The sequence below is a fragment of the Microbacterium sp. SA156 genome (assembly GCF_049065455.1).
Lineage (GTDB): Bacteria > Actinomycetota > Actinomycetes > Actinomycetales > Microbacteriaceae > Microbacterium > Microbacterium barkeri.
The window spans coordinates 254,071-278,929 of record NZ_JBAKGU010000002.1 but is presented as its reverse complement, the minus strand read 5'-3'; the positions used below and the strand labels follow the sequence as shown (position 1 = coordinate 278,929).

Annotated in this window: 32 protein-coding genes; 1 reads left to right on the top strand and 31 read right to left on the bottom strand. The window is 69.2% G+C overall.

The features are described 5' to 3' along the window. Positions 1 to 24 precede the first annotated feature (24 nt). The 31 genes from ACOWU6_RS03450 to ACOWU6_RS03300 all read right to left on the bottom strand — a co-directional run bounded on the left by ACOWU6_RS03450 (position 25) and on the right by ACOWU6_RS03300 (position 23,762). Positions 25 to 714 (bottom strand): DsbA family protein, encoded by a 690-nt coding sequence (locus ACOWU6_RS03450; protein ID WP_421074722.1) that lies wholly within the window; start codon positions 712 to 714, stop codon positions 25 to 27. Between the two features lie 23 nt (positions 715 to 737). Then, positions 738 to 1,583, bottom strand: a complete 846-nt coding sequence (gene map / locus ACOWU6_RS03445; RefSeq protein ID WP_421074721.1) for a type I methionyl aminopeptidase — start codon at positions 1,581 to 1,583, stop codon at positions 738 to 740. Positions 1,584 to 1,587: 4 nt separating this feature from the next. After that, positions 1,588 to 2,181 carry an adenylate kinase gene (locus ACOWU6_RS03440; protein ID WP_271172368.1) on the bottom strand — a complete coding sequence of 198 codons (594 nt, stop codon included), beginning with the start codon at positions 2,179 to 2,181 and terminating at the stop codon, positions 1,588 to 1,590. Continuing rightward, a complete protein-coding gene (secY, locus tag ACOWU6_RS03435; RefSeq protein ID WP_271172369.1) occupies positions 2,178 to 3,503 on the bottom strand; it encodes a preprotein translocase subunit SecY in 1,326 nt (441 codons plus the stop codon). The genes ACOWU6_RS03440 and secY overlap by 4 nt, the downstream gene beginning before the upstream one ends. 110 nt (positions 3,504 to 3,613) lie before the next feature. Continuing rightward, on the bottom strand, positions 3,614 to 4,075 hold the full coding sequence (gene rplO / locus ACOWU6_RS03430; protein ID WP_271172370.1) for a 50S ribosomal protein L15: 462 nt from the start codon (positions 4,073 to 4,075) through the stop codon (positions 3,614 to 3,616). Continuing rightward, positions 4,075 to 4,260, bottom strand: coding sequence for a 50S ribosomal protein L30 (gene rpmD / locus ACOWU6_RS03425; RefSeq protein WP_271172371.1), 186 nt, complete (start codon positions 4,258 to 4,260; stop codon positions 4,075 to 4,077). The genes rplO and rpmD overlap by 1 nt, the downstream gene beginning before the upstream one ends. Then, complete coding sequence (gene rpsE, locus ACOWU6_RS03420) at positions 4,260 to 4,940, bottom strand: 30S ribosomal protein S5 (RefSeq protein WP_374727720.1); 681 nt, start codon at positions 4,938 to 4,940, stop codon at positions 4,260 to 4,262. The genes rpmD and rpsE overlap by 1 nt, the downstream gene beginning before the upstream one ends. Next, a complete protein-coding gene (gene rplR, locus ACOWU6_RS03415; protein ID WP_271172373.1) occupies positions 4,937 to 5,296 on the bottom strand; it encodes a 50S ribosomal protein L18 in 360 nt (119 codons plus the stop codon). Before rplR ends, rpsE begins: the two co-directional genes overlap by 4 nt. Positions 5,297 to 5,298: 2 nt before the next feature. Then, positions 5,299 to 5,835: a 50S ribosomal protein L6 gene (rplF, locus tag ACOWU6_RS03410; RefSeq protein ID WP_271172374.1), complete on the bottom strand. Its 537-nt coding sequence runs from the start codon at positions 5,833 to 5,835 to the stop codon at positions 5,299 to 5,301. 7 nt (positions 5,836 to 5,842) lie between these two features. Further along, the gene (gene rpsH / locus ACOWU6_RS03405) at positions 5,843 to 6,241 is read right to left on the bottom strand and encodes a 30S ribosomal protein S8 (RefSeq protein ID WP_271172375.1); all 399 of its coding nucleotides are present in this window, start codon (positions 6,239 to 6,241) and stop codon (positions 5,843 to 5,845) included. Positions 6,242 to 6,391: 150 nt separating this feature from the next. After that, positions 6,392 to 6,982 carry a 50S ribosomal protein L5 gene (gene rplE, locus ACOWU6_RS03400; protein WP_271172376.1) on the bottom strand — a complete coding sequence of 197 codons (591 nt, stop codon included), beginning with the start codon at positions 6,980 to 6,982 and terminating at the stop codon, positions 6,392 to 6,394. Between the two features lie 2 nt (positions 6,983 to 6,984). Then, entirely contained in the window at positions 6,985 to 7,344 is a 360-nt protein-coding gene (rplX, locus tag ACOWU6_RS03395) for a 50S ribosomal protein L24 (protein ID WP_271172377.1), read from the bottom strand. Positions 7,345 to 7,347: 3 nt separating this feature from the next. Further along, a complete protein-coding gene (rplN, locus tag ACOWU6_RS03390) occupies positions 7,348 to 7,716 on the bottom strand; it encodes a 50S ribosomal protein L14 (RefSeq protein WP_271172378.1) in 369 nt (122 codons plus the stop codon). Positions 7,717 to 7,752: 36 nt separating this feature from the next. After that, entirely contained in the window at positions 7,753 to 8,037 is a 285-nt protein-coding gene (gene rpsQ, locus ACOWU6_RS03385) for a 30S ribosomal protein S17 (RefSeq protein WP_271172379.1), read from the bottom strand. Further along, the gene (rpmC, locus tag ACOWU6_RS03380; RefSeq protein WP_271172380.1) at positions 8,037 to 8,351 is read right to left on the bottom strand and encodes a 50S ribosomal protein L29; all 315 of its coding nucleotides are present in this window, start codon (positions 8,349 to 8,351) and stop codon (positions 8,037 to 8,039) included. The genes rpsQ and rpmC overlap by 1 nt, the downstream gene beginning before the upstream one ends. Further along, on the bottom strand, positions 8,351 to 8,770 hold the full coding sequence (gene rplP, locus ACOWU6_RS03375) for a 50S ribosomal protein L16 (RefSeq protein WP_271172381.1): 420 nt from the start codon (positions 8,768 to 8,770) through the stop codon (positions 8,351 to 8,353). The genes rpmC and rplP overlap by 1 nt, the downstream gene beginning before the upstream one ends. After that, positions 8,770 to 9,531, bottom strand: a complete 762-nt coding sequence (gene rpsC / locus ACOWU6_RS03370; RefSeq protein ID WP_271172382.1) for a 30S ribosomal protein S3 — start codon at positions 9,529 to 9,531, stop codon at positions 8,770 to 8,772. Before rpsC ends, rplP begins: the two co-directional genes overlap by 1 nt. Next, entirely contained in the window at positions 9,531 to 9,926 is a 396-nt protein-coding gene (rplV, locus tag ACOWU6_RS03365; RefSeq protein ID WP_271172383.1) for a 50S ribosomal protein L22, read from the bottom strand. Before rplV ends, rpsC begins: the two co-directional genes overlap by 1 nt. Before the next feature lie 21 nt (positions 9,927 to 9,947). Then, positions 9,948 to 10,229 carry a 30S ribosomal protein S19 gene (rpsS, locus tag ACOWU6_RS03360; RefSeq protein WP_147911206.1) on the bottom strand — a complete coding sequence of 94 codons (282 nt, stop codon included), beginning with the start codon at positions 10,227 to 10,229 and terminating at the stop codon, positions 9,948 to 9,950. A gap of 11 nt (positions 10,230 to 10,240) precedes the next feature. Next, on the bottom strand, positions 10,241 to 11,080 hold the full coding sequence (rplB, locus tag ACOWU6_RS03355; protein ID WP_271172384.1) for a 50S ribosomal protein L2: 840 nt from the start codon (positions 11,078 to 11,080) through the stop codon (positions 10,241 to 10,243). Between the two features lie 24 nt (positions 11,081 to 11,104). Then, positions 11,105 to 11,404, bottom strand: a complete 300-nt coding sequence (gene rplW, locus ACOWU6_RS03350; RefSeq protein ID WP_271172385.1) for a 50S ribosomal protein L23 — start codon at positions 11,402 to 11,404, stop codon at positions 11,105 to 11,107. Beyond that, positions 11,401 to 12,060, bottom strand: coding sequence for a 50S ribosomal protein L4 (gene rplD / locus ACOWU6_RS03345; RefSeq protein ID WP_271172386.1), 660 nt, complete (start codon positions 12,058 to 12,060; stop codon positions 11,401 to 11,403). Before rplD ends, rplW begins: the two co-directional genes overlap by 4 nt. A 5-nt stretch (positions 12,061 to 12,065) precedes the next feature. After that, positions 12,066 to 12,725 (bottom strand): 50S ribosomal protein L3, encoded by a 660-nt coding sequence (gene rplC / locus ACOWU6_RS03340; RefSeq protein WP_271172387.1) that lies wholly within the window; start codon positions 12,723 to 12,725, stop codon positions 12,066 to 12,068. Between the two features lie 8 nt (positions 12,726 to 12,733). Next, positions 12,734 to 13,042, bottom strand: a complete 309-nt coding sequence (rpsJ, locus tag ACOWU6_RS03335; protein WP_098409068.1) for a 30S ribosomal protein S10 — start codon at positions 13,040 to 13,042, stop codon at positions 12,734 to 12,736. Between the two features lie 1,078 nt (positions 13,043 to 14,120). Continuing rightward, the gene (locus tag ACOWU6_RS03330) at positions 14,121 to 15,068 is read right to left on the bottom strand and encodes a lytic transglycosylase domain-containing protein (protein ID WP_421074720.1); all 948 of its coding nucleotides are present in this window, start codon (positions 15,066 to 15,068) and stop codon (positions 14,121 to 14,123) included. Positions 15,069 to 15,095: 27 nt separating this feature from the next. Next, positions 15,096 to 15,941 (bottom strand): phospholipase, encoded by an 846-nt coding sequence (locus ACOWU6_RS03325; RefSeq protein WP_421074719.1) that lies wholly within the window; start codon positions 15,939 to 15,941, stop codon positions 15,096 to 15,098. Positions 15,942 to 16,256: 315 nt separating this feature from the next. Beyond that, positions 16,257 to 17,174: a dihydrodipicolinate synthase family protein gene (locus ACOWU6_RS03320; RefSeq protein WP_421074718.1), complete on the bottom strand. Its 918-nt coding sequence runs from the start codon at positions 17,172 to 17,174 to the stop codon at positions 16,257 to 16,259. 101 nt (positions 17,175 to 17,275) lie between these two features. Continuing rightward, on the bottom strand, positions 17,276 to 17,494 hold the full coding sequence (locus tag ACOWU6_RS03315) for a hypothetical protein (RefSeq protein WP_271172391.1): 219 nt from the start codon (positions 17,492 to 17,494) through the stop codon (positions 17,276 to 17,278). Between the two features lie 196 nt (positions 17,495 to 17,690). Then, positions 17,691 to 19,280 (bottom strand): sugar transferase, encoded by a 1,590-nt coding sequence (locus ACOWU6_RS03310; RefSeq protein ID WP_309299959.1) that lies wholly within the window; start codon positions 19,278 to 19,280, stop codon positions 17,691 to 17,693. Positions 19,281 to 19,392: 112 nt separating this feature from the next. Continuing rightward, positions 19,393 to 21,477, bottom strand: a complete 2,085-nt coding sequence (locus tag ACOWU6_RS03305; RefSeq protein ID WP_421074717.1) for a DUF4012 domain-containing protein — start codon at positions 21,475 to 21,477, stop codon at positions 19,393 to 19,395. Between the two features lie 89 nt (positions 21,478 to 21,566). Then, a complete protein-coding gene (locus ACOWU6_RS03300) occupies positions 21,567 to 23,762 on the bottom strand; it encodes a carbohydrate binding domain-containing protein (RefSeq protein ID WP_421074716.1) in 2,196 nt (731 codons plus the stop codon). Between the two features lie 127 nt (positions 23,763 to 23,889). Between ACOWU6_RS03300 and ACOWU6_RS03295 the strand changes: the two genes are divergently transcribed. Further along, positions 23,890 to 24,849: a glycosyltransferase family 2 protein gene (locus ACOWU6_RS03295; protein ID WP_421074715.1), complete on the top strand. Its 960-nt coding sequence runs from the start codon at positions 23,890 to 23,892 to the stop codon at positions 24,847 to 24,849. The last annotated feature ends 10 nt before the right edge of the window (positions 24,850 to 24,859 follow it).

Below are 24,859 nucleotides of genomic sequence, written 5' to 3'. Positions count from 1 at the left end.
CGTGTCGCGCCCTGCGCACCCCTGCTACTTCGTGAGGAGCGGCTCGAGGTCGGCCTCGGGGCCCTGGAGCGTGAGCGAGACGACCTCGCCGTTGACGACGATCGTCGGCGTCGAGATGCCGGTGGCGCCCTCCGCGAGCGGCGTCTCGGGCGTGCGCTCGGCGACGTAGTCGGCGTACTCCTCGCCCTGGATGCACGACGCGGCGTCGCCCGCGCCGACCTGCGACGCGTACTCGACGAGCTGGTCGTTCGTGAGGCCCTCGGTCGACTCCGCCGGCTGCTTCTCGAAGAGGCGGTCGACGTAGGCGTAGAACGCGTCGGGGTTCGTCTCGGCGACGCAGTACGCGGCGCTCGCGGCGCGCGTGGAGTACTTCGTGCCCATCGACGCGTTGTCGAGGATCGAGATGGGGTGGATGACGAGCGTGACGTCGCCCGACTTCACCTTCTCGCTCACGTAGTCGCTGTAGCCCGCCCAGTAGTCCCCGCAGAAGGGGCACATGAAGTCGACGTACTCCTCGATGACGTTCGGCCCGTCGCCGAGGCTCACTCCCCCGGTCTCCTCGTTGACGACGCCCGCGGCGGGCGCCTCGGCGGGAGCGGTCGCGGCGTTGTTCATCGTCACGACGAGCGCGCCGACGCCGACGACGGCGACCACGACGACCAGCGAGATGATGATCGCGAACCAGTTCGTCTTCTTGCCAGGGGCTGCCATCATCACGTCAGTTCTTCTCCGGGGTGTCAGGCGATGGGGTGAGGGGTCACGCCGAACGCGGCGAGAGCAGCGGCTCCGCCGTCGGGCGCGGTGAGGACCCAGATGCCGTCATCATGCACGGCGACGCTGTGCTCCCAGTGGGAGCCGTCGCTGCCGTCGACGGTCGACACGGTCCAGTCGTCGTCCTCGACGAAGACGTCCTCCGATCCGGAGGTCATCATCGGCTCGATGCACACGGTGAGCCCGGGGCGCACATCCGCGCCGCGGTCGCTCGTGCGGTAGTTGAAGATCGAGGGCGCCTCGTGCATCTTGCGGCCGATGCCGTGGCCGACGTAGTCGCGCAGGATGCCGGCGGGCTGCCCGGTCCACGAGAGCGGGTTCGCCTCGATGTGGTCCTGGATGGCTGCGCCCACCTCACCGAGGTGCGCCGCGGATGCGAGGGCGGCGATCCCCGCCCACATCGAGCCCTCGGTCACGCGAGAGAGCTCCTCGCGGCGCGCGACGACATCCGCATCTCCCCCGGGCACGACGATCGTGATGGCGGAGTCGCCGTTCCAGCCGTCCTTCGTCTCGGCGCCGCTGTCGATCGACACGATGTCGCCGGGCTCGAGCACGCGCTCACCCGGGATCCCGTGGACGACCTGCTCGTTGACCGAGATGCACGTCGTGTGGCGGTACCCGCGGACGAGCTGGAAGTTCGAGCGCGCACCGCGCTCGACGATGACGCGGTGGGCGGCGGCGTCGAGCTCGGCGGTCGTGATGCCCGGGCGGATGATCCGGCGCACCTCCTCGAGGGAGGCGGCCGTGATCAGTCCGGGCTCGATCATCGCCCGCAGCTGCGCGGCGTTCTTGTAGGGCGAGCGGCGGAACACGCGCTCAGGCAGCCACGCGCACGAGGCCGCGGGCCTCGAGGGCGGCGAAGATGCGCGCCGTGATCTCGTCGAGCGTGCCGACGCCGTCGATGCGGTCGACGATGCCGCGCTCGGCGTACACGTCGACGATGGGCGCGGTCTCCGACTCGTAGATGTCGAGGCGCTTCGCGATCGCCTCCTCCGTGTCGTCGCTGCGTCCCTGCTCCTCGGCGCGCTTCGCGATGCGCGCGATGGACTCGTCGCGCGGGACGTCGAGGAGGATCACGGCGTCGAGGTTCTCGCCGCGCTCCGCGAGGAACGCGTCGAGGTGGCCGACCTGCGTCGTGTTGCGCGGGTAGCCGTCGAGCAGGAAGCCGCCCTGGGCGTCGTCCTGCGAGAGGCGGTCGCGCACGATCTCGCTCGTGACCTCGTCGGGCACGAGGTCGCCGGCGTCGGTGATCGCCTTCACCTTGAGGCCGAGCTCGGTGCCCTGCTTGATGTTGGCGCGGAAGATGTCGCCGGTCGACACCACGGGGATGCCGAACGCCTCGGCGACGAGCACGCCCTGCGTGCCCTTGCCGGAGCCCTGGGGGCCGACGATGAGGAGACGGGCTGTCATCGGAGGAGTCCTTCGTAGTGGCGCTGCTGGAGCTGCGCGTCGATCTGCTTCACGGTCTCGAGTCCCACACCGACGATGATGAGGATCGACGCGCCCCCGAACGGGAAGTTCTGGTTGGCGCCGACCGTCGCGAGGGCGATGAGCGGGATGAGAGCGATGAGGCCGAGGTACAGCGAGCCCGGGAGCGTGATGCGCGTGAGCACGTAGTCGAGGTACTCGGCGGTGGGGCGGCCGGCCCGGATCCCGGGGATGAAGCCGCCGTACTTCTTCATGTTGTCGGCGACCTCGACGGGGTTGAACGTGATCGCGACGTAGAAGTAGGTGAACCCGATGATGAGCAGGAAGTACACCAGCATGTACAGCGGGTGGTCGCCTGTCGTCAGGTAGCTGTTGATCCACGTGACCCAGCCGGGCAGGTTGCCCTCGGCGTCGGGCGTGGAGTTGAACTGCGCGACGAGCGACGGGATGTACAGCAGCGACGAGGCGAAGATGACCGGCACGACGCCCGCCATGTTGACCTTGATCGGGATGTACGTGTTCGTGCCGCCGTACGTGCGGCGTCCGACCATCCGCTTCGCGTACTGCACCGGGATGCGCCGCTGGGACTGCTCGACGAACACCACGGCCGCGACGACGACGATGCCGACCGCGAGCACGAGGAGGAAGATCTCGAAGCCGTTCGCCTGCCAGATGGCCCACATCGCGGCCGGGAAGGTCGCGGCGATCGACGTGAAGATGAGCAGCGACATGCCGTTGCCCACGCCGCGCTCGGTGACGAGCTCGGCGAACCACATGATGAGGCCGGTGCCGGCGGTCATCGTGATGATGACGAGCAGCTGCGCCCACCAGGCGTCGTTGGTCAGCACGTTCTCGCACTCGGGGACGCCGGTGACCCCGAACAGCTGGCCGCTGCGCGCGACGGTGATGAGCGTGGTCGACTGCAGGAGCGCGAGCGCGATCGTCAGGTAGCGCGTGTACTGCGTGAGCTTCGCCTGGCCCGCCTGGCCCTCCTTGTAGAGGGTCTCGAAGTGCGGGATGACCACGCGCAGCAGCTGCGTGATGATCGTCGCGGTGATGTAGGGCATGACGCCCAGCGCGAAGATCGACAGCTGCAGGAGCGCGCCACCGGAGAAGAGGTTGACGAGGGAGAGCAGGCCCTGCGTGCCCGACGTCTGATCGATGCAGCTCTGCACGTTCGGGAAGTTGACGAACGGTGCGGGGATGTGCGCGCCGAAGCGGTACACGGCGATGATCCCGAGCGTGAAGCCGATCTTCCGCCGCAGATCGGGCGTGCGGATGATCCGCGCGATAGCGCTGAACAAGGAAGAGCCTCCCAGTGGAATGGAGTGGTGGGCCGCGAAGAGAAGGCGCACCGATGTCCAGAGTAACGGAAAGGGCCGGAGGCTCTCGCCTCCGGCCCTTTCGCGGGGTGTTACTTGATGCTGCCGCCGGCGGCGACGATCTTCTGCTCAGCCGAGCCGGAGACCTTGTCCACCGAGACGTTGAGCGCGACCGAGATGTCGCCGTTGCCCAGGAGCTTGACCTTCTCGTTCTTGCGAACGGCGCCCTTGGCGACGAGGTCGGCGACGGTCACGTCGCCACCCTGGGGGTAGAGCTCCGCGAGCTTGTCCAGGTTCACGACCTGGTACTCGACGCGGAACGGGTTCTTGAAGCCGCGGAGCTTCGGGGTGCGCATGTGCAGCGGCATCTGCCCACCCTCGAAGCCGACGCGCACGGTGTTGCGGGCCTTCGTGCCCTTGGTGCCACGACCGGCCGTCTTGCCCTTCGAGCCCTCACCACGGCCCTTGCGGGTCTTCGCGGTGTTGGCGCCCGGGACGGGACGGAGGTGGTGGGCCTTCAGCACGCCGGGGCGCTGCTCGTTGGTCTCAGCCATCAGTCGATCTCCTCAACGTTCACGAGGTGAGCGACGGTGCGGACGTAGCCGCGCGTCTGAGCGTCGTCGGGACGGACGACCGAGTCGCCGATCCGCTTGAGGCCGAGGCTGCGCAGCGTGTCGCGCTGGTTCTGCTTCTCGCTCACCTTGGACTTGATCTGGGTCACCTTGAGACGCGCAGCCATCACGCACCTGCCTTTGCGGTAGCGGCGGCCTCGGCCTCCGCGCGCACGAGACGAGCCGGAGCCACCTGGTCGAAGTCGAGACCGCGACGCGCGGCGACCGCACGGGGCTCCTCGAGCTGCTTCAGCGCCTCGACGGTCGCGTGCACGATGTTGATCGTGTTCGACGAGCCGAGCGACTTCGAGAGCACGTCGTGGATGCCCGCGCACTCGAGGACGGCGCGGACGGGGCCGCCCGCGATGACACCGGTACCGGCAGCGGCCGGACGGAGGAGGACGACACCGGCGGCCGCCTCACCCTGCACGGGGTGCGGGATGGTGCTGCCGACGCGGGGCACGCGGAAGAAGTTGCGCTTCGCGTCCTCGACGCCCTTCGAGATGGCCAGGGGCACCTCGCGGGCCTTGCCGTAGCCGACGCCGACCACACCGCTGCCGTCGCCGACGACGACGAGCGCGGTGAAGCTGAAGCGACGACCGCCCTTGACGACCTTCGACACGCGGTTGATCGTGACGACGCGCTCGAGGAACTGGCTGTCGTTGCCGCGGCTGTTGCGGTCACGGCTGTTGCCGCGCTGCTCGCGACCGCCGCGGCGAGGCTCGCGCTCGCGGCGCTCCTCGGTCTGCTCGGGCGCTGCCTGAGCAGCGGCTTCGGTGGTCACTTCGGTCTCCTTGTTCTCACTCACAGGTTCAGGCCTCCCTCACGGGCGCCATCCGCGATCGCGGCGACACGACCGGCGTAGCGGTTGCCTCCACGGTCGAACACGACGTCGTTGATGCCGGCGGCCTTCGCGCGCTCGGCGACGAGCTCGCCGACCTTGCGGGCCTTGGCGGTCTTGTCACCCTCGAACGAACGGAGGTCGGTCTCGAGCGTCGACGCGCTGAAGAGCGTGATGCCCTTGCTGTCGTCGACGAGCTGCACGAACACGTGGCGCGCAGAGCGGTTGACGACGAGACGGGGGCGCGCCTCGGTGCCCACGACCTTCTTGCGAAGGCGAGTGTGGCGACGCGAGCGCGCGACGGACTTCGACTTCACAGCCATGATTACTTACCAGCCTTTCCGGCCTTGCGACGCACGACCTCGCCGGCGTAGCGCACACCCTTGCCCTTGTACGGCTCGGGCTTGCGGATCTTGCGGATGTTGGCAGCCACCTCGCCGACGGCCTGCTTGTCGATGCCGCTGACGGTGAGCTTGTTGTTGCCCTCGACCGTGAACGTGATGCCGGCCGGCGGCTCGACGACGACCGGGTGCGAGAAGCCGAGAGCGAACTCGACGGACGAGCCCTTCTGGGCGACGCGGTAACCCGTGCCGACGACCTCGAGGCCCTTGGTGTAGCCCTGGGTCACGCCGATGATGTTGTTGGAGATGAGGGTGCGGGTGAGGCCGTGCAGGGCACGCGACTCACGCTCGTCGTCGGGGCGGGTGACGAGAACCTGGTTCTCCTCGACCTTGACCTCGATGGGCTTCGCGACCTCGAGGGCGAGCTCGCCCTTAGGGCCCTTGACCGCAACCTGCGACCCGTCGACCGTCACGGTGACGCCGGCGGGGATGTCGATGGGAAGACGTCCGATACGCGACATGGTTCGATCACCACACGTAGGCGAGAACTTCTCCGCCCACGCCCTTCTGCTCGGCCTGGCGGTCGGTGAGGAGACCGCTGGAGGTGGACAGGATGGCGACGCCGAGTCCGCCGAGCACGCGCGGGAGCTCGGTCGACTTCGCGTACACGCGGAGACCGGGCTTCGAGACGCGCTTGATGCCCGCAATGGAGCGCTCGCGGTTCGGGCCGTACTTGAGGGTCAGCGTGAGGGTCTTGCCGACGCGCGCGTCGGTCTCCTCCCACGCCGAGATGTAGCCCTCCTGCTTGAGGATGTCGGCGATGTGCGTCTTCAGCTTGCTCGACGGCAGCGACACGGAGTCGTGGTGCGCCGAGTTCGCGTTGCGCAGACGGGTCAGCATGTCTGCGACCGGGTCTGTCATTGTCATATGACGATTCCTTTGTTCATGAGGTTTCGGCTGCCGTTACACGACAGACGACCTTCGATGACCTGCGATGTTCGATTGTGTGCCTTCACACGAGACGCCCCCGCGGCGCGGCCGCGGGGGCGAAACGCATGAAGCAAACGCCCTAGTGTATCAGGCCTGCTCGTTCTTGCCCACGAAGGGGAATCCCAGGTGGCGCAGGAACGCGCGACCCTCGTCATCCGTCTTCGCGGTCGTCACGATGGTGATGTCGAAGCCGCGGACGCGGTCGATCTTGTCCTGGTCGATCTCGTGGAAGATCGACTGCTCCGTGACACCGAAGGTGTAGTTCCCGTTGCCGTCGAACTGCTTCGGCGACAGGCCGCGGAAGTCGCGGATGCGGGGCAGGGCGAGCGAGATGAGACGGTCCAGGAACTCCCACGCGCGGTCACCGCGGAGGGTGACGTGCGCGCCGATGGCCTGGCCCTCGCGCAGCTTGAACTGAGCGATCGACTTCTTCGCCTTGGTGACGACAGGCTTCTGGCCGGTGATGGCGGTGAGGTCTGCGACCGCGCCCTCGATGACCTTGCTGTCGCGAGCGGCCTCGCCGACACCCGTGTTCACGACCACCTTGACGAGGCCGGGAACCTGCATCGGGTTCGCGTAGCCGAACTCGTCCTGCAGCTTCTGACGGATCTCGTCCCGGTAGACCTGCTTCATACGCGGCTGGATTTTGCCAGTCTGCGCAGCGGTATCCGTGCTCATTCTCAGATGTCCTTACCCGACTTCTTCGCGTAGCGCACGCGAACAGTCTTCTTGACGCCGTCCTTGACCTGCTCCTCGAGACGGAACCCGACGCGGGTCGGCTTCTTGGTCTCGGGGTCGACGAGCGCGACGTTGGACACGTGGATGGGGGCCTCGAGGGTCTCGATGCCGCCGGTCTTCGTGCCGCGCTGCGTCTGGCCGACGCGGTTGTGCTTCGTGATGTAGTTGACGCCCTCGACGACGACGCGGTTGCCGCCGTCCACGACCTCGAGCACCTTGCCCTGCTTGCCGCGGTCTCCACCGCGCTCGGGCTTGGCGCCGGAGATCACCTGGACGAGGTCGCCCTTCTTGATCTTCGCCATGAGTTACAGCACCTCCGGTGCGAGCGAGACGATCTTCATGAACTTGCGGTCACGAAGCTCGCGGCCGACGGGCCCGAAGATGCGGGTGCCGCGGGGCTCCCCGTCGTTCTTCAGGATGACGGCGGCGTTCTCGTCGAACTTGATGTACGAGCCGTCGGGACGGCGCGTCTCCTTGACAGTGCGGACGACGACGGCCTTGACCACGTCGCCCTTCTTCACGTTGCCGCCGGGGATCGCGTCCTTGACGGTGGCGACGATCGTGTCACCGAGACCCGCGTAGCGGCGGTTCGAGCCGCCGAGCACGCGGATGGTGAGCAGCTCCTTGGCGCCGGTGTTGTCAGCGACCTTGAGGCGGGATTCGTTCTGAATCACTTCTTACTCCTTGGTTCCAAGCGAGCCCCGGAGGGCTTACTTGGCCTTCTCGAGGATCTCGACCAGGCGCCAGCGCTTGGTGGCGCTCAGCGGGCGGGTCTCGTTGATGACCACGAGGTCGCCGATGCCGGCGGTGTTCTGCTCGTCGTGCGCCTTGAGCTTCTTCGTGCGACGGATGACCTTGCCGTAGAGGGGGTGCTTCACGCGGTCCTCGACCTCGACGACGATCGTCTTGTCCATCTTGTCGCTCACGACGTAGCCGCGGACGGACTTGCGGTAGCCGCGCTCGGCGGTCTCCTCGGTCTTGTTCTCGGTGGCCATCACTCAGCCTCTCCCTCGGCGGCAGCCGGCGTCTCCGCCTTGTCCGCCTTCTTCGCCTTGGTCTTCTTGGCCTTCGTCTCGACCGGAGCCGGCGTCGCCCGGATCCCGAGCTCGCGCTCGCGGATCACGGTGTAGAGACGCGCGATGTCGCGCTTGACCGCACGGATGCGGCCGTGGCTCTCCAGCTGGCCGGTGGCCGACTGGAAGCGCAGGTTGAACAGCTCTTCCTTGGCCTTGCGCAGCTCCTCGACGAGGCGCTGGTCTTCGAACGTGTCGAGCTCCTTGGGGGCGAGCTCCTTGGTGCCGATCGCCATTACGCGTCGCCCTCCTCGCGCTTGATGATGCGTGCCTTGAGAGGCAGCTTGTGGATTGCTCGGGTCAGTGCCTCACGGGCGAGCTGCTCGTTGACACCGGCGACCTCGAAGAGGACGCGACCCGGCTTGACGTTTGCGACCCACCACTCGGGCGAGCCCTTACCGGAGCCCATTCGGGTCTCGGCGGGCTTCTTCGTGAGCGGACGGTCGGGGTAGATGTTGATCCACACCTTTCCGCCACGCTTGATGTGACGCGTCATGGCGATACGAGCTGCCTCGATCTGACGGTTCGTCACGTACGCGGGCGTGAGCGCCTGGATGCCGAAGTCGCCGAAGCTGACCTTCGTGCCACCCGTGGCCTGGCCGTCGCGCTTGGGGTGGTGCTGCTTGCGGTACTTGACCTTGCGGGGGATGAGCATTACGCCGACGCTCCTTCCGCGACCGGCGCTGCCTCGGCGTCGTTGCGACGCGGGCCACGACGGCCGCCACGGTCGCGCTGCGAGGAGGGCTTACGCGAAGCCTCTTCACGCGCGAGTTCCTTGTTGGTGAGGTCGCCCTTGTAGATCCAGACCTTCACGCCGATGCGGCCGAAGGTGGTCTTCGCCTCGTAGAAGCCGTAGTCGATGTTCGCGCGGAGCGTGTGCAGCGGCACACGGCCCTCGCGGTAGAACTCCGAGCGGCTCATCTCGGCGCCGCCGAGACGGCCCGAGACCTGGATCCGGACGCCCTTGGCGCCGGCGCGCTGCGCGCCCTGCAGGCCCTTGCGCATCGCGCGGCGGAAGGCCACGCGGGCGCTGAGCTGCTCGGCGACACCCTGCGCGACGAGCTGAGCGTCGGCCTCGGGGTTCTTCACCTCGAGGATGTTCAGTTGGATCTGCTTGCCCGTGAGCTTCTCGAGCTCACCGCGGATGCGCTCGGCCTCCGCACCACGGCGGCCGATGACGATGCCCGGACGCGCGGTGTGGATGTCGACGCGCACGCGGTCGCGGGTGCGCTCGATCTCGATGTTGCTCACGCCGGCGCGGTCGAGCGACGTGGTGAGCAGCTGACGGATCTTGATGTCCTCGGCCACGTAGTCGGCGTACCGCTGACCCGGCTTGGTCGAGTCAGAGAACCAGCGCGAGACGTGGTCCGTGGTGATGCCGAGGCGGAAGCCGTACGGGTTTACCTTCTGTCCCATTACTTGCTCGCCTTCTTGTTGCCCGCAGCGGCCGCCTCGGCGACCTCCGGGGTCGAGAGCACGACCGTGATGTGGCTCGTGCGCTTCTTGATCTGGAACGCGCGGCCCTGTGCACGGGGCTGGAAGCGCTTGAGCGTCGTCCCCTCGTCCACGAAGGCGTTCTTCACGTACAGGTCCTGCTCGTTGAGGTACTCACCGGCGTTGCCGGCCTTGACCTGCGCGTTGGCGATCGCCGACTCGACGAGCTTGTAGATGGGCTCCGAGGCGGACTGCTGCGCGAACTTGAGGATCGCGAGAGCCTCCTGGGCCTGCTTGCCCTTGATGAGGGCCACGACACGACGAGCCTTCTGAGGGGTCACGCGGATGTGTCGCACACGTGCGATGGACTCCACCATTTCTCTCTCCTCTCGGTCGCCTTAGCGGCGACGGCCCTTCTTGTCGTCCTTCACGTGACCGCGGAAGGTGCGGGTGGGCGCGAACTCGCCCAGCTTGTGGCCGACCATGGTCTCGGTCACGAACACGGGGATGTGCTTGCGACCGTCGTGCACGGCGATGGTGTGTCCCAGCATGGCGGGGATGATCATCGAACGGCGCGACCAGGTCTTGATGACGTTCTTGGTACCCGCCTCGTTCTGCGAGACAACCTTGCGAAGCAGGTGCTCGTCGACGAAGGGGCCCTTCTTCAGACTGCGTGGCATCTTCTTGACTCCTACTTGCGCTTCTTGCCGGCGTTACGACGACGAACGATGAGCTTGTCGCTTTCCTTGTTCGCGTGACGGGTGCGGCCCTCAGGCTGACCCCACGGCGTGACGGGGTTGCGACCACCGGAGGTCTTGCCCTCACCACCACCGTGCGGGTGGTCGACCGGGTTCATCGCGACACCGCGGACGGTCGGGCGGACGCCCTTCCAGCGCTTGCGGCCGGCCTTGCCCCAGTTGATGTTGGACTGCTCGGCGTTGCCGACCTCGCCGATGGTGGCGCGGCAGCGTGCGTCGACGTTGCGGACCTCGCCCGAGGGCAGACGGAGCTGCGCGTAGGGGCCGTCCTTGGCGACGAGACGCACCGAGGCGCCCGCCGAACGGGCCAGCTTCGCGCCGCCGCCGGGGCGGAGCTCGATCGCGTGGATGACCGTACCGGTGGGGATGTTGCGCAGCGGCAGGTTGTTGCCGGGCTTGATGTCGGCGCCGGAGCCCGACTCGACGATGTCGCCCTGACGGAGCTTCTCGGGCGCGAGGATGTAGCGCTTCTCGCCGTCGAAGTAGTGCAGGAGCGCGATGCGCGCGGTGCGGTTGGGGTCGTACTCGATGTGAGCGACCTTCGCGTTGATCCCGTCCTTGTCGTTGCGACGGAAGTCGATCACACGGTACTGGCGCTTGTGGCCACCGCCGATGTGACGCGTCGTGATGCGGCCCTGGTTGTTGCGGCCACCCGTCTTGGCGAGCGGGCGGAGCAGCGACTTCTCGGGCGTCGAGCGCGTGATCTCTGCGAAGTCAGCCACCGACGAGCCGCGGCGACCCGGGGTCGTGGGCTTGTAGTTGCGAATAGCCATTTCTCTCTATTCCTCCTGGCCGTCTCAGGCGACAGCCGTGAAGATGTCGATGGTGCCCGACTTGAGGGTCACGATGGCGCGCTTGGTGTCCTTGCGCTTGCCCGTGCCGAAGCGGGTGCGGCGTGCCTTGCCGACGCGGTTGATCGTGTTCACCGAGGCGACCTTCACGTCGAAGATCTTCTCGATCGCGAGCTTGATCTCCGACTTGTTCGAGCGGGGGTCCACGATGAACGTGTACTTGCCCTCGTCGATCAGGCCGTAGCTCTTCTCCGAGACGACCGGCGCGATGATGACGTCGCGCGGGTCCTTGTTGAGAGCGGTCATGCCGAGACCTCCTGGGTGGCGCCGGTCTTCTGCGCGATGAACGCGTCGATCGCGGCCTTCGTGAACACGACGTCGTCGGAGGTGACCACGTCGTAGGCGTTGAGCTGGTCAGCGGCCAGGACGTGGACGTTGCGCAGGTTGCGCACGCTCAGCCAGCCGAAGTCGTCCGTGCGGTCGAGCACGACGAGGACCTTCTTCGACGAGGTGACCTGCGCGATGAACTGCGCAGCGGCCTTCGTCGAGGGCTTCTCGGTGCCGAACGCGTCGACGACGTGCAGGCGTCCGCCGCGGAAGCGGTCGCTGAGCACGCCCGCGAGGGCGGCGGCGATCATCTTCTTGGGGGTGCGCTGCGAGTAGTCGCGCGGCTTCGGACCGTGGACGATGCCACCGCCGGTCATGTGCGGCGCACGGATCGAGCCCTGACGGGCGTTGCCCGTGCCCTTCTGCTTGAAGGGCTTGCGGCCGGCGCCCGAGACCTCACCGCGACGCTTGGTCGAGTGGGTGCCCTGGCGAGCCGCCGCGAGCTGCGCGACGACGACCTGGTGGATCAGCGGGATGTTCGTCTTGACGTCGAACACCGAAGCGGGAAGCTCGACCGTGCCGGTCTTCTTGCCGTCGGTGCCGAGGACGTCGAGAGCGAGAGTCGAGTCAGCCATGTGCCTCAGGCTCCCTTCACAGCGTTGCGGACGAAGACGATCCGGCCGCGCGCACCGGGGACGGCGCCCTTGACGAGCAGCAGACCCTTCTCGGCGTCGACGGCGTGAACCGTGAGGTTGAGGACGGTCACGCGCTCGCCGCCCATGCGGCCGGCCATGCGCATGCCCTTGAAGACGCGGCTCGGGGTCGACGACGCGCCGATCGAACCGGGCTTGCGGTGGTTGCGGTGCGCACCGTGCGAAGCCGAGACGCCCTTGAAGTTGTGGCGCTTCATGACACCCGCGGTGCCCTTGCCCTTGCTGGTGCCGACGACGTCGACCAGCTGGCCGGCCTCGAACACGCCGTCCACCGTGAGCTCCTGGCCCAGGGTGTAGTCGGCGGCGTCCGCGGTGCGGATCTCGGTGAGGTGACGACGGGGCGTCACGCCGGCGGCCTCGAAGTGGGCCGTGAGGGGCTTGTTCACCTTGCGGGGGTCGACCTGCCCGTAGCCGATCTGGACGGCGTTGTAGCCATCCTTCTCGACCGAGCGGATCTGCGTGACCACGTTCGGAGCGAGCTCGATCACCGTGACGGGGATGAGCTTGCCGTTCTCGTTCCAGACCTGGGTCATGCCGAGCTTGGTGCCGAGCAGACCCTTCGAAACCTTGTTGTTGATGTCAGCCATGTCGAACCTCAGAGCTTGATCTCGATGTTGACGTCAGCAGGGAGGTCCAGACGCATGAGCGAGTCGACCGCCTTGGGGGTCGGGTCGACGATGTCGATGAGGCGCTTGTGGGTGCGCATCTCGAAGTGCTCGCGGCTGTCCTTGTACTTGTGAGGCGATCGGATGACGCACACGACGTTCTTCTCCGTCGGGAGCGGCACCGGGCCGACGACCTGAGCGCCGGCACGGGTCACCGTGTCGACGATCTTGCGCGCCGACGTGTCGATGACCTCGTGGTCATACGACTTCAGGCGAATGCGGATCTTCTGTCCCGCCATTGTCTGTCTCTCTTTCCGCGTCGTACCTCTCGGGCATTGGACGCACTGCGGCGCTGGCGCGCCTTCGGCACATCGAGGCCGCCCGAGGACGGCGCATGCTGCACCACTGTTCTGCTGTCAATCGGCCGTCCGGAGACGACCGCAGCCGCACTTCTCCCCGGGAGGGGAGGTGGGGTTGTGTGTGTTCTGCTGCCCGCGGCCTAGGTCTCTGCGCTCGAGGCGCCGCCTATGCACTGCCCTGGCAGTGATCCGGCTGGCGCGCCGAAGCGCACGCCGGAATGTGGAACCTGTCTATTCTGCCATCCCCGACGGTGTCGTCGCAACCCGGGCGTGTCGCGCCTCGGGCCGTTGTGCCGCAAGGGATCCCGGGCAGGCGTTCAGGTTCGTCGCGCACCCCTCCGGATGCCCCGTCGTCGGACTGCCGGGGCTGTCGCACCCCCTCCTGCATGTCTCACTTTCGGCGGCCATCCACTCGCCATTCCAGCGACGAGTGAGACACGGATGGGGGTGGTGGCACGGCCGCTGCGGGCATGTCTCGCTTCCGGCGACCATCCGGTCACCATTCCAGCGACGAGTGAGACACGGACGAGTGGGTCGCCGACGTGGTGCGGGGCATGTCTCACTTTCGGCGGCCATCCGGTCACCATTCCAGCGACGAGTGAGACACGGACGGATGGATGTCTCACGCACTGCGGGGCATGTCTCGGTTTCGGCGGCCATCCGGGCACCATTCCAGCGACGAGTGAGACACGGACGGATGGATGTCTCACCCGCAGCGGCTATGGGCCTTCGATTCCCACGCCAGGTGAGACACGGGCAAGGTGGCGGACCCGTGCTCCGTTGCCGTAGGCCGGCCTGCCTCGAGGATACTCATCCCCTTGCCGCGATTCGCGACGAACCGGCGTCCGTTCGACGCGCTCCGGGGCAAGGCTCGTCGAGCCTTGCCCCGGAACGCGTCGAGTCCAGACCGGATGGCCGCGAAACGCGGCGACGGCCCCGGCGCGGCGGACGGCCCCGGCTCACCGAAGCGCGGCTGCCCCACACGCCAGCCCCGCCCGCCGAACGAGCCTCGTGCCGCTCAGTACCAGCCGACGGACTGGGAGTGACCCCACGCACCGCACGGCGTGCCGTAGGTGCCCGCGATGTAGCTCAGACCCCACGCGATCTGGGTGGCCGGGTTCGTCGCCCAGTCCGCGCCGAACGACGCCATCTTGTCGCCGGGGAGCGCCTGCGGGATGCCGTAGGCGCCGCTCGACGGGTTCTGGGCGGTCGACGACCATCCCGACTCCTTGTCCCACAGGGACACGAGGCACGCGAACTCGCCGTCGCCCCAGCCGTACTGGTCGGCCGCCATCTGCCGTGCGATCTCCTGCGCGCTGCCCGACGGCACCGCCGGCGCCTGGGGCGCGGGCTGAGGCGCGGGAGCAGCCTGCTCCTGCTGAGCCTGCTCCTCCGCCGCCTGCTGCTCCGCCGCGGCCTGCTCCTCCGCGGCGCGCTGCTCCGCCGCGGCCTGCTCTGCGGCCGCCTTCTCGGCGGCAGCCTTCTCCGCGGCGGCCTTCTCGGCCGCGGCCTTCTCCTCGGCGGCCTTGCGCTCGGCGTCGGCCTTCTCGGCGGCAGCGGTCTCGGCGACGACCTCGTCGGTCTCCGCCTCGGCGTCCTCGGCCGCGGCGAGCACCGTCACGACGGGGAGCTTGTCGGAGGCGTCGAGCGTCGCGACGTACTTCTCGAGCTGCGCCGTGTCGACCGAGGGGTGCGCCTCGTCGATCGCCTGCTGCGCGGCGTCGAGGGCCTCGGTCGCCGTCCGCGCCGCGGTGTCGACGGTCGCAGCGGCCGTGACCTCCTGCGCCGTGCGCGGCACGGGCGTCAGCTCGACGGCGGCCGCGGCGACGCTCCCGCCCGCGGCGGAGAGGCACAGCGCGAGAGCCGACCCGATCGCCCAGCGGCGACGGCGACGGCGTTCCTTCTCCTGACGGAGGAGCACGAGGTGGTTCGGGCGGGGGAAGGGGGTGAGAAGCTGCTCGGCCATGCGGTGTCCTGATCTCGTGTTCGTGGCTCAGTACCAGTCGGTGGCCTGGGAGTGCCCCCAGGCGCTGCAGGGGGTGCCGTACGCGGCGGCGATGTACTCGAGGCCCCAGGCGATCTGCGTCGACGCGTTGGTCTGCCAGTCGGCGCCGGCCGTCGCCATCTTGTCGCCGGGGAGCGACTGCGGGATGCCGTAGGCGCCGCTCGAGGGGTTGGTCGCGGTGTACGACCATCCCGACTCCTTGTTCCAGAGCGAGACGAGGCACGAGAACTCGCCGTCGCCCCAGCCGTACTGCTCGGCGGCCATGGTGCGGGCCGTGGCCTGCGCGCCCTCGACCGTGTTGGCGGCTGCGGCGGCCTCGGCGGCGGCAGCGGCCTCCGCCGCCTCGGCGGCCGCCTTCTCCTCGGCGGCCTTCTTCGCGGCCTCCGCGTCGGCGGCCTCGGCGGCAGCGGTCTCGTCGGCGACGCGCTCGGTCTCGGCAGCGGCGTCCGCGATGGCGGCCTCGACGGTGACGACGGGGAGCTTGTCGTACGCGCGAAGCGTGTCGACCTGCTCGACGAGCGCGGCCGTGTCGACCGACGGATGCGCGTCGGCGATGGCTGTCTCGGCCTCCTCGATCGCCGACGTCGCGGCCTCGACCGTCTCGGGCTGCACGAGGGCGACCGTCACCTCGGCGGCCGTGCGGGCGCCGGTCTGGAGCTCGGCGGCCGCTGCCGCGACGCTTCCGCTCGCGGCGGTCACGCAGAGGGCGAGCGTCGCGCCGATCGCCCAGCGGCGGCGCGTGCGTCGCTCCTTCTCCTTGCGGAGCAGCGAGAGGTGGTTCGGTCGGGGGAACGGGGCGAGCAGGGGCTCACCCGCTTCGAGATCGCGGGGCATTCAACGTCCTGTGTCGTGGGGGCCGGCGGTGCGCCGGGGCGGGCGCCGGTCTCGCCGGTGAGGGTGCCGGTGTCGGGTGCACCGGTGCGGCCGCCGTTCGGGCGTCGGCCACAGGACGAAGACCCTGACCCGCGAGTCTGGGCGGTCTCTGGGTATGCCCTCCGAGGCGCATGGATGGCCCCGCTCACGTCGATCACGGAATGTAACGGATCGATAACGAGAGATCCGCATGCTGACGCGGATCGCGGAGGGGCGCGTCACACCGCCCGAACCGGAACCTCCGAAATGCCTGGCAATCCCCCGAACCGGGCGCGATCAGCGCGTGATCGCCACTCCCTCGGCCACGAGGACGGCGCGGATCTCGTCGATCTCGGCGGCGTCGAGCGCGCCGAGCGGGGCGGATGTCGCGGGCGTCGCGATCACGCCGCGCAGCCACAGAGCGGCCTTGAATGCCCCGAGCGCTGCGGCCGTATAGCCCAGCCGCGCACGGTCGCCGACCTCGGTGATGCGGAAGAGCCGGATGAGCCGCTCCTGCTCGCGCCGGGCGGTCGCGATGTCGCCCGCGGCGACGGCCCGCTCGATGGCGACGTAACCGGCGGGATCGACGTTGCCGAGGCCGGGCACGATGCCGGCCGCACCGAGTTCGAGTGCCAGGTCGGCGAACAGCTCGGAGCCGGTGAAGACGGCGACGTCGGTTCCGGCGACGGCGTCGAGCGCCCGCCGGAAGCCCGCGATGTCGCCGCTGGAGTCCTTGAAGCCCGCGATCACGCCATCCCGACCGAGTTCGCCGAGGACGGATGCCGGAAGCGGCACGTGCGTCGCAGACGGGATGTCGTATGCCACCACGGGGATCGACACGGCCTCCGCCAGCAGCCGGTAGTGGCGGGAGATCTCATCGGCGTGCGGCGCGACGTAGAACGGGGGCGTTGCGACCACGGCGTCGACGCCCGCCGCCTCCGCCCGCTGCGCGTGCCGCACGACCCGCGCCGTGCCGGTGTCGATGACGCCCGCGAGCACGGGGACGCGCCCGGCCGCCGCCTCGACCGCGACCTCCGCCGCCCGCACGCGCGTCTCGTCGTCGAGCAGGGCGATCTCCCCCGTCGACCCGCCGACGAAGACGCCGCCCGCGCCCGCCGCGATCTGGTCCTCGACGACCCGGACGAGGCTCGCCTCGTCGAGAGCACGCTCAGCCGTGAGGGGCGTGACGACAGGAGGGATGACTCCGCGCAGCATGTGCCGCACCCTACCGAACGCACGGGGCGAGCGGGTGAACCGCCCCGGACGCAGACGAGGGCCCCGCCGTCCGGCGGGGCCCTCGTGCGCTCACGGCTGCGTCAGCGGTCGTTGCCGATCGCGCCGTCGATGTTGTCGCGGACCTCGTCGATCTTGCCGTCGACCGAGTCCGGGAGGATCTTCTTCGCGAAGTCGGCGACGCCGCCGAGCACGTTGTCGCTCACCTGCTCGGCCTGGTCGCTGTGAAGCGCCTCGTCGACCTTGTCCTTGTTCTGCTCGTAGAGATCCTTGCCCTTGTTCACGAGGTCATCCAGACCCATGTCACCCTCCTCGGCGTTGGACGCCCGCAGGTCCGGGCGCTTCGCGATCAGTCTGGCATCCGGGGAGCGCAACCGGCTAGACATCCGGGTGAATTCGTGCATGGGGTGCCCGGGGCGCGACCGGACCGGCCACGACGCGCGGCGCGTCAGGAGGCCGTGACGCGAGGCGCGTCAGGAGGCCGCGATGCGCGGCGCGTCAGGAGGCGGTGTCGCCCGGGAAGAGCGCGGCCTTGCCCGTCTTGAGGAGGATCACGATGTCGCCCATGACGCTCCAGTTCTCCACGTAGGAGAGGTCGAGACGCACACTGTCGTCCCACGAGAGCGTCGAGCGCCCGGAGACCTGCCACAGGCCCGTGATGCCGGGCTTGACGAGGAAGCGGCGGTGCACATGGTCGGCGTACTGGTCGACCTCGCGCTGGATGGGCGGGCGAGGGCCGACGAGCGACATGGATCCGCCGAGCACGTTGAACAGCTGCGGCAGTTCGTCGAGGCTGAACTTGCGCATGACCCGGCCGACCTTCGTCACGCGCGGGTCGTCCTTCATCTTGAACTGCACCTCGTTGCCGAGGTCCTGCTGCTCGATGAGGTCGTCGAGGAGGTGCTCCGCACCCACGACCATGGAGCGGAACTTGAGCATCTGGAACTCGCGCCCGTGGCGCCCGATGCGGGTCTGCTTGTAGATGACGGGGCCGGGCGAGGAGACCTTCACGATGGCCGCGAGCACGAGGAGCACGGGGCTCAGCAGCGTGACGATGAAGAGCGAGCCGAAGAGGTCCATCATGCGCTTGACGAAGCGCTGGCCCGGCGAGAAGCGCGGGGTCTCCACGTGCATGAGCGGGAGGCCCGACACGGGGCGCATGTGGATGCGCGGACCCGCGATGTCGGTGATGCTCGGCGCGAGCACGAGGTGCTGGCGACCGGCCTCGAGCGCCCAGGAGACCTGCTTGACGCGCTGCGGCCCGAGCTCGTCAGTGCTCGTGATGACGACGGTGTCGGCACCCGTCACCTCGATCGCGCGCTCGACCGAGTTGACGCTGCCCATGACGGGGATGTCGGTGTCGGTGAGCTGACCCGCGATGCGCCCGGTCGGGATGCACGCGCCCACGATCCGGTAGCCGGCGCCCTTCGCGCGCTTGAGCTCGCGCGCCGTGTGCGCGACCGAGCGCTCGGAGCCGACGAGGAGGACGCGGGCCGAGTACTCCCCCTTCGCCCGCTGCCGCGCGAGCCAGCGTCGCCAGATCCAGCGCTCGATGAAGAGCGCGGCGACCCCGGACGGGAGGGCGATGAGCAGGTACCCGCGGGCGATCTCGACCTTGAGGAGAAAGGCCGCGATGGCGATGACGCCGAAGAGCATGAAGCTCGCGTCGAAGATGCGCTTGTACTCGGCCGTCCCGACGCCGATCACGCGATCGGAGCGCGTGTCGTTGAGGGCGAGCACCATCATCCAGAGCAGCACGACGACGACCGAGAGCATCGTGTACGACGTGAGCCCCGGTAATGCCGGGATCGGCATCTCGATGAGCTTGTGCATGCCGAGCCAGCTGAACTGCGTGCCGAACACGACGAGCGTGAGGACGATGAAGTCGGTCAGGCGCAGGTAGCGCGCGTAGCGCTTGCGCCAGTTGAACTTCGGCGGCGCCGACGCGGCGACGACCGGGATCTTGCCGCTCGCGGTGCGCACGAGGGCGGGGAACGCTGCGCTCGTCGTGAGAGCAGAGGCGGTCGTCGCGGCGGCGGACTCGGCGTCCGCGGCGCGCTGCCCGCTTCGTGTGATCTCCGTGGTCACGCGTGTTCCCCCGTGTCCTGATCGAAAGATGGACTGAGGCAGTGTACCGCGCAGGTTATTCCCAGACACGCCGAGGAGCGCGCGAAACGGCTCGAACGGGCGCTTCTGCCCATCAGCCGCATGCCGTCAGCGCACCCGTCGTCGCCTGCACCATCGGGGTCGAGCGCAGCGCGAGCGGGCCGAACTCGCCCTCGCCCGAGAACGTCGCGGTCACCGTCGCGAGCTCACTCGGGTCGAGCACGGTCGTGAACCACGCGACCGGACGACCGAGGTCGACGACGTCGTCGCGCCGCAGCGTGACCTCCTCGCCCTCCACCGCGACCGACTCGACGGTCGTGCCGGGAGGGCCGTACACGTAGACCTGCGTGTGGAAGCGCGTCCCGTCGGTCTGGCTCTTCACATACTGCGGAAGCGCATCCGCCGTCGCCTGGTCGATGTCGAGGTGCAGCGTCGTCCGGACCTCGAAGGTCGACGCGTCGGCCTGGCACGTCTGGGTGACGTCGATGTTCGACTTCATGTAGTAGTCGATCTTCGACGCCGACTCGTCGCGGAAGAACACGCCGAGGGTCGTCTGGTCGTCGTTGTCCTTCGGCAGGATGCCCGCGACCTTCTCGTCGGCGATCTGCTTCTGGACATCCTCGTTCTGGCTGTGGAAGAGGATGTTGCCGCCCTCGATCCCGTGGCGGATGGCCCACAGCATCGACTGGATGTCGAAGTCGCCGGCCGACACCTTGGTGAAGACCTGCTCGGCGACGCTCGCGAAGAACTCGTCGGCGGCGGCCGGATCGGTGACGCTGTCGAAGCGGCTGTAGACGTCGCTCAGCAGCAGCTGCGCGGCGTTCTGGCTCGTCATGACGTCGCCGGTCGTCAGCTGGATGGGCCCGGTCGCCTCGAGGATGTAGCCGAGCGCGATCGGGTCGATCGACGCGACCCCGTCGATGCGGTCGTCGGAGATGTCGCGCTGCCAGAACTTCGTGACGATCTCGGCCATCGTCGGGAAGTCCGGGCGGCTCGGCGACGTGTTGACGTGGTGGATGAGGTACTCGTTGTAGAGGTCGAGCGCGCTCTGGTCGACGTCGACGTCGACCGGCACGAACTCGGTGAAGTCGGCGCTCGAGGCCTGGTTCACGATCTGCAGGTTGCCCGCATCGGCGCTCATGAGGGTCTGCGACGCCGCGGACCCGCCGAGGCCGACCGACTCCGCGTTGTTCTGGAACACGAGCAGGTAGTTGCGCGAGCCGTTCGCGCCGAGCAGCTCGGGGCCGTACTCGAACGCGGGCGCGGCGACCGACATCACGGAGTCGACGAGGTTCACGCCGGTCTGCACGGGAGGGATGAGCGTCCCCGCGTCCTTGACGTCGGCGATGCCCTCCGCGATGCGCACGACGTCGTCGGTCGAGTCCTGGAGGAGCGGCAGCACGCGCGCGATGATCGACTCGCCGCTGTCGGATGACATGGCCTCGAGCGCGGGCTGGCCGATCCGGTTGCTGACGACGTCGAGCGCCTCGGCCGCGAGGCGCACGCCGCGGAGGTTGTCGCCGGCCCACGGGATGAACTCGGCGAGGCGCCACACCGGGTCGACCGAGACGCTCGCGGCGTTGGCGGCGTGCTCGCCGAGGATGGGCACCGACACCTCGAGGGTTCCGCCGTCCTGCACGTGGTTCACCACGCGCTGGGCGGCCTCGAGCTCGCTCTTGACGATGAGCACGCGCGCGCCCAGCCACAGGCCCGCGACCACGAGGACGGCGATGCCGATGAGCACGCCGATGCGGATGCGGCGGCGGCGCGAGCCGTCGCCCTTGTCCTTCGCGCCCTTCCCGGGAGGCGGGGCGGATGGCGGTGCCGCGCTCTCGCCGCGGGGCGCGTCGAGAAGCTGGGTCGGCGCGTCGAAGCGCTGCGTCGGCGTCGCGTCGGCGGCCCCGCCGACCGCGCCCATGCGGGTCGTCGGCGTCTCCCCCGCGTCGCGCGGGGTGTGCAGCACCTGCGTCGCGGGCGCCGCGTCGGCGCCGCTCGGCGCCTGCGCGGAAGCCGGCGCATCCTGCCGCTCGAGGTCGAACACGTCGATGCGGCCGGTCGCGGCCGCATCGATCCCGGTGGCGTAGAACCCGGGCTCCTGCGGTGCCTCAGCCTGGCGTGCGAGCCGTCGGGCGCGTCGACTCAGGGGCTTGTCGCGCGCGTCGTCCTGCGAGTGGGGCATTCTCCAACCCTACGAAACCTTCTGCAAGATTCCCTCGTTGTCGCGTGCGCGACATGGCCGGGGCGCGCGGCCCCGGCCATCCGCTCGTCTCAGTCCTCGGGGCGCGCGGGCGTCTCCGTGGGGTCGGGCGTCGCGGTCGGCGACGCCGTCGGAGTCGGCGTGGGCTCGTCGGCGGGCGAGAAGTCGCCGGCCAGGAAGACGGCGCTGCCCGTCAGCGGCACGGTCACGGTGCCGTTCTCGGGCTCGAGGGTCGTCACAGCGCCCGACATGTCGGTCATCGTGATGGGGCCCGACGCCTCGTACTCGGCGCTGGCCTGGCCGTTGAGCGTCCACGCGACGCGGACGCCGTCAGACTCCTCGCCGAAGAGGTACGAGTGGTTGCCCGACCCGATGTCGTCGCGCGCGGTGGCCTCGCGCCCGCCCAGCTGGTCGATGAAGAGCGCCTGGGCGAAGGCGGCGGGCTTCGGGGCCGCGGTCGCGACGCTCGCAGCCTCCTGGTAGAACATGCCGAAGTTGCCCTCGTGGTTGTTGCCGTCGGTGCTGTCGTCGATGAGGTCGTACCAGTAGTACTTCTCGACGCCGTTCGCGAGGCTCACGGCCTCGGCCGCGACGAGGTTCTGCGCCTGCGCCTCGAGCGAGCGCGCCTGGCCGAGCTCGTTGCCCGTCGTCCATCCGAACTCGGTGAGCCAGATCGGCAGCTCGCCGCCCGCGCCCGCCTGCATGTTCTCGCGCGCGTCGGCGAACGCGCCGGTCAGGTTCTCGGGCTGCTGGTAGTACGACGGGTTGTACGGGTGGAAGCTCATCGCGTCGGCGTGCGCGAGCGTGTCGGTCTCCGCCCACAGGCGCCGGAACCACTCGGCGTCGTAGTTGGCCGTCGATCCCGCGATGACGGGGATCGAGTCGTCGACCTTCGCCTGCACCGACTGGACGAGCGGGAAGTAGCAGGTCGGCGCGGTGCCGCAGCCGCCCGTGTTGAAGCGCTCGTGGTTGAACTCGTTGAACACCTCGAGGCCGACCACGTCGAACCGCTGCGCGATCGCCGCAGCGTAGTTGCCGTACGCCTCGACCGCGCCGGGCGACGACGGCGGGTTGCCGCCGTCGTAGAGCGGGTTGCCGTAGTTGACGATGCCGAGCAGGCCGATGCCGTGCGCGTGCATCTTGTCGAACTCGGACGTGTAGTGGCCGCTGAACTCGTAGACGCCGGGTGTGCGCTCGTTCTGCTCCCACAGCACGTCGTTGCGCGCCGAGCCGAAGCCGACCGACTGCAGCACGTCTGCCGCGTCGACGTACCACGACTGGTCGACGTGGGTGATCGCGCCGATGCGCTCGTCGGGCGCGATGCGGGCGCCCTCGAAGTCGACGACGGCGACGGGGGTGGCGACGCTCTGCCCCGAGGCGTCGGTGACCGAGACGCGGTAGTAGCCCTGCGTGACGCCCTCGAGCGGGATGGCCGAGACGCCGTCGCGCAGCGGGGCGGTTCCCTCGGCCGCGACCGAGCCGTCGGCGCGGGTCACCTGCCAGCGCGCGTCGCCGGCGCCCATCTTCACGCCGAGCGCCGCGCTCTTCTCGCGGAGGATCAGGGCGTTGTTGAGGATGCCCCAGTCGGAGGTGACCTCCTCGAACGACGGGTTCGGCACGACGTTCTCGCCGCCCTGGGGCGTCAGCGAGAGGTCGTCGATGCCGAGACCCGACACCGGCCCCTCGATCTGGATCGCGATGGTTGTCTCGCCGGCGCCCTCGGGCGCGGTGTACTCGCCCTCGACCTCGGTCCACGACGCGTCGATCTCGCCGAGCTCGATGCGCGTCTCGCCGATGAGGATGGCCGCGGAGACGGGCTCGGGCAGGGTCGCCATCTGGCGCACCTGAGCCGAGAAGTCGTAGGTGGTTCCCGCCTGGACCGCGACCGTCGCGCTGAGGGCGGCGACCGGCGCGTCGACGACGGGGGCGTCGATGTACGCGGAGGTCTCGCCGCTCGCGGCATCGCCCGCCTGCGGCCACACGTCGGCGATCTGCGCGGAGCCCGCGCCCTGCCATCCGTTGAGCGCGCCCTCGACGGGAACCGAGACCGGCAGCTCGACGGGCTCCGGCGTGGGGGTCGGCGTCGGGGTGGGGGTCGGCGTCTTCGTCGCCGTCGGCGTCGCGGTCGGCGTCTCCGACGCGACCGGCGCGGGCTGCTGCGTGAGGTTGAGCGCGAGCGCCGTGCCTCCGCCCAGCACGGCGACCGCGCCGACGGCGCTCGCCGCGATGATGGCGATCTTCTTCTTGTCTCTCTGGCGAGCGAACATCGGCTGGTCCTTCCCCCGAGGGCTGGTCGACTGCGTCAATCCTGTCACCCGCGCGGCTCCTCCCCCTGCGCATTGCCCGGGGATGCCGCCTCCCGGCGCCGGCCATCCGCCTCCGTAGGATTGACGCATGCCGCACGACACCCCGCTCATCGACGTCGTCGTGCCCGTGTACGGCGGCTGGGATCATGTCGAGCCATGTCTGCGCGCGCTCGAGGAGCAGACGGTCGCGGCGAACGTCATCGTCGTCGACGACCGCTCGCCCGACGACACCGCCGACCGGATCGCCCGCGCGTTCCCGGGCGTGACGCTCCTGCGCAACGGCCGCAACCGCGGATTCGCGCACACATGCAACCGCGGCATGGCGCACGGCGAGGCGCCGTACGTGCTCCTCGTGAACAGCGACGTCATCGCCGAGCCGACGCTCGTCGAGCACGTCCTGGCGGCCTTCGAGGCGGCGCCGTCGACGGTCGGCAGCGTGGCTCCCCTGCTCCTGCGCCCGGATGGCCGCGTCGACTCCCTGGGGATCACGGCCGACGCGACGGCTGCGGGCTTCGTCCGCTATCACGGCGCGACGGTCGACCGCGCGTCGGCGACGCGGCCCGCGCTGCTCGGACCGTATGGCGCCGCCGCGGCATATCGTCGCCGCGCGCTCGGCGAGGTCGGCCTGCTCGACGAGGGCATCTTCATGTACGGCGAGGAGCTCGACCTCGCGTTCCGACTGCGGGCCGCGGGATGGGACGCGATCGGCCTCGAGACGCCGGGCGGCATGCACATCGGCGGCGCGTCGGCCGGCGAGGGCTCGCCCAAGCAGCGGTACCTCGCGGGCTTCGGGCGCGGCTACCTCCTGCGCGCGTGGGGCATCCTCCGGACGCGTCGGGCGGCGCGCGCGCTCGCGACCGAGGCGATCGTGTGCCTGCGCCGGATCGTGCTGTACCGCGACGTGAAGTCGCTCACCGGGCGGATCGCCGGATGGCGCGCGGCGGCGCGCGAGGTGCGGCCGCAGTTCCCGCTCGCGGCGGCGGATGCCTCGATCGACATGCCCCGGTCGCTCCGGATGCGCTCGGCGTCGTTCTGGGAGAAGCTGTGACGGGCTCTCG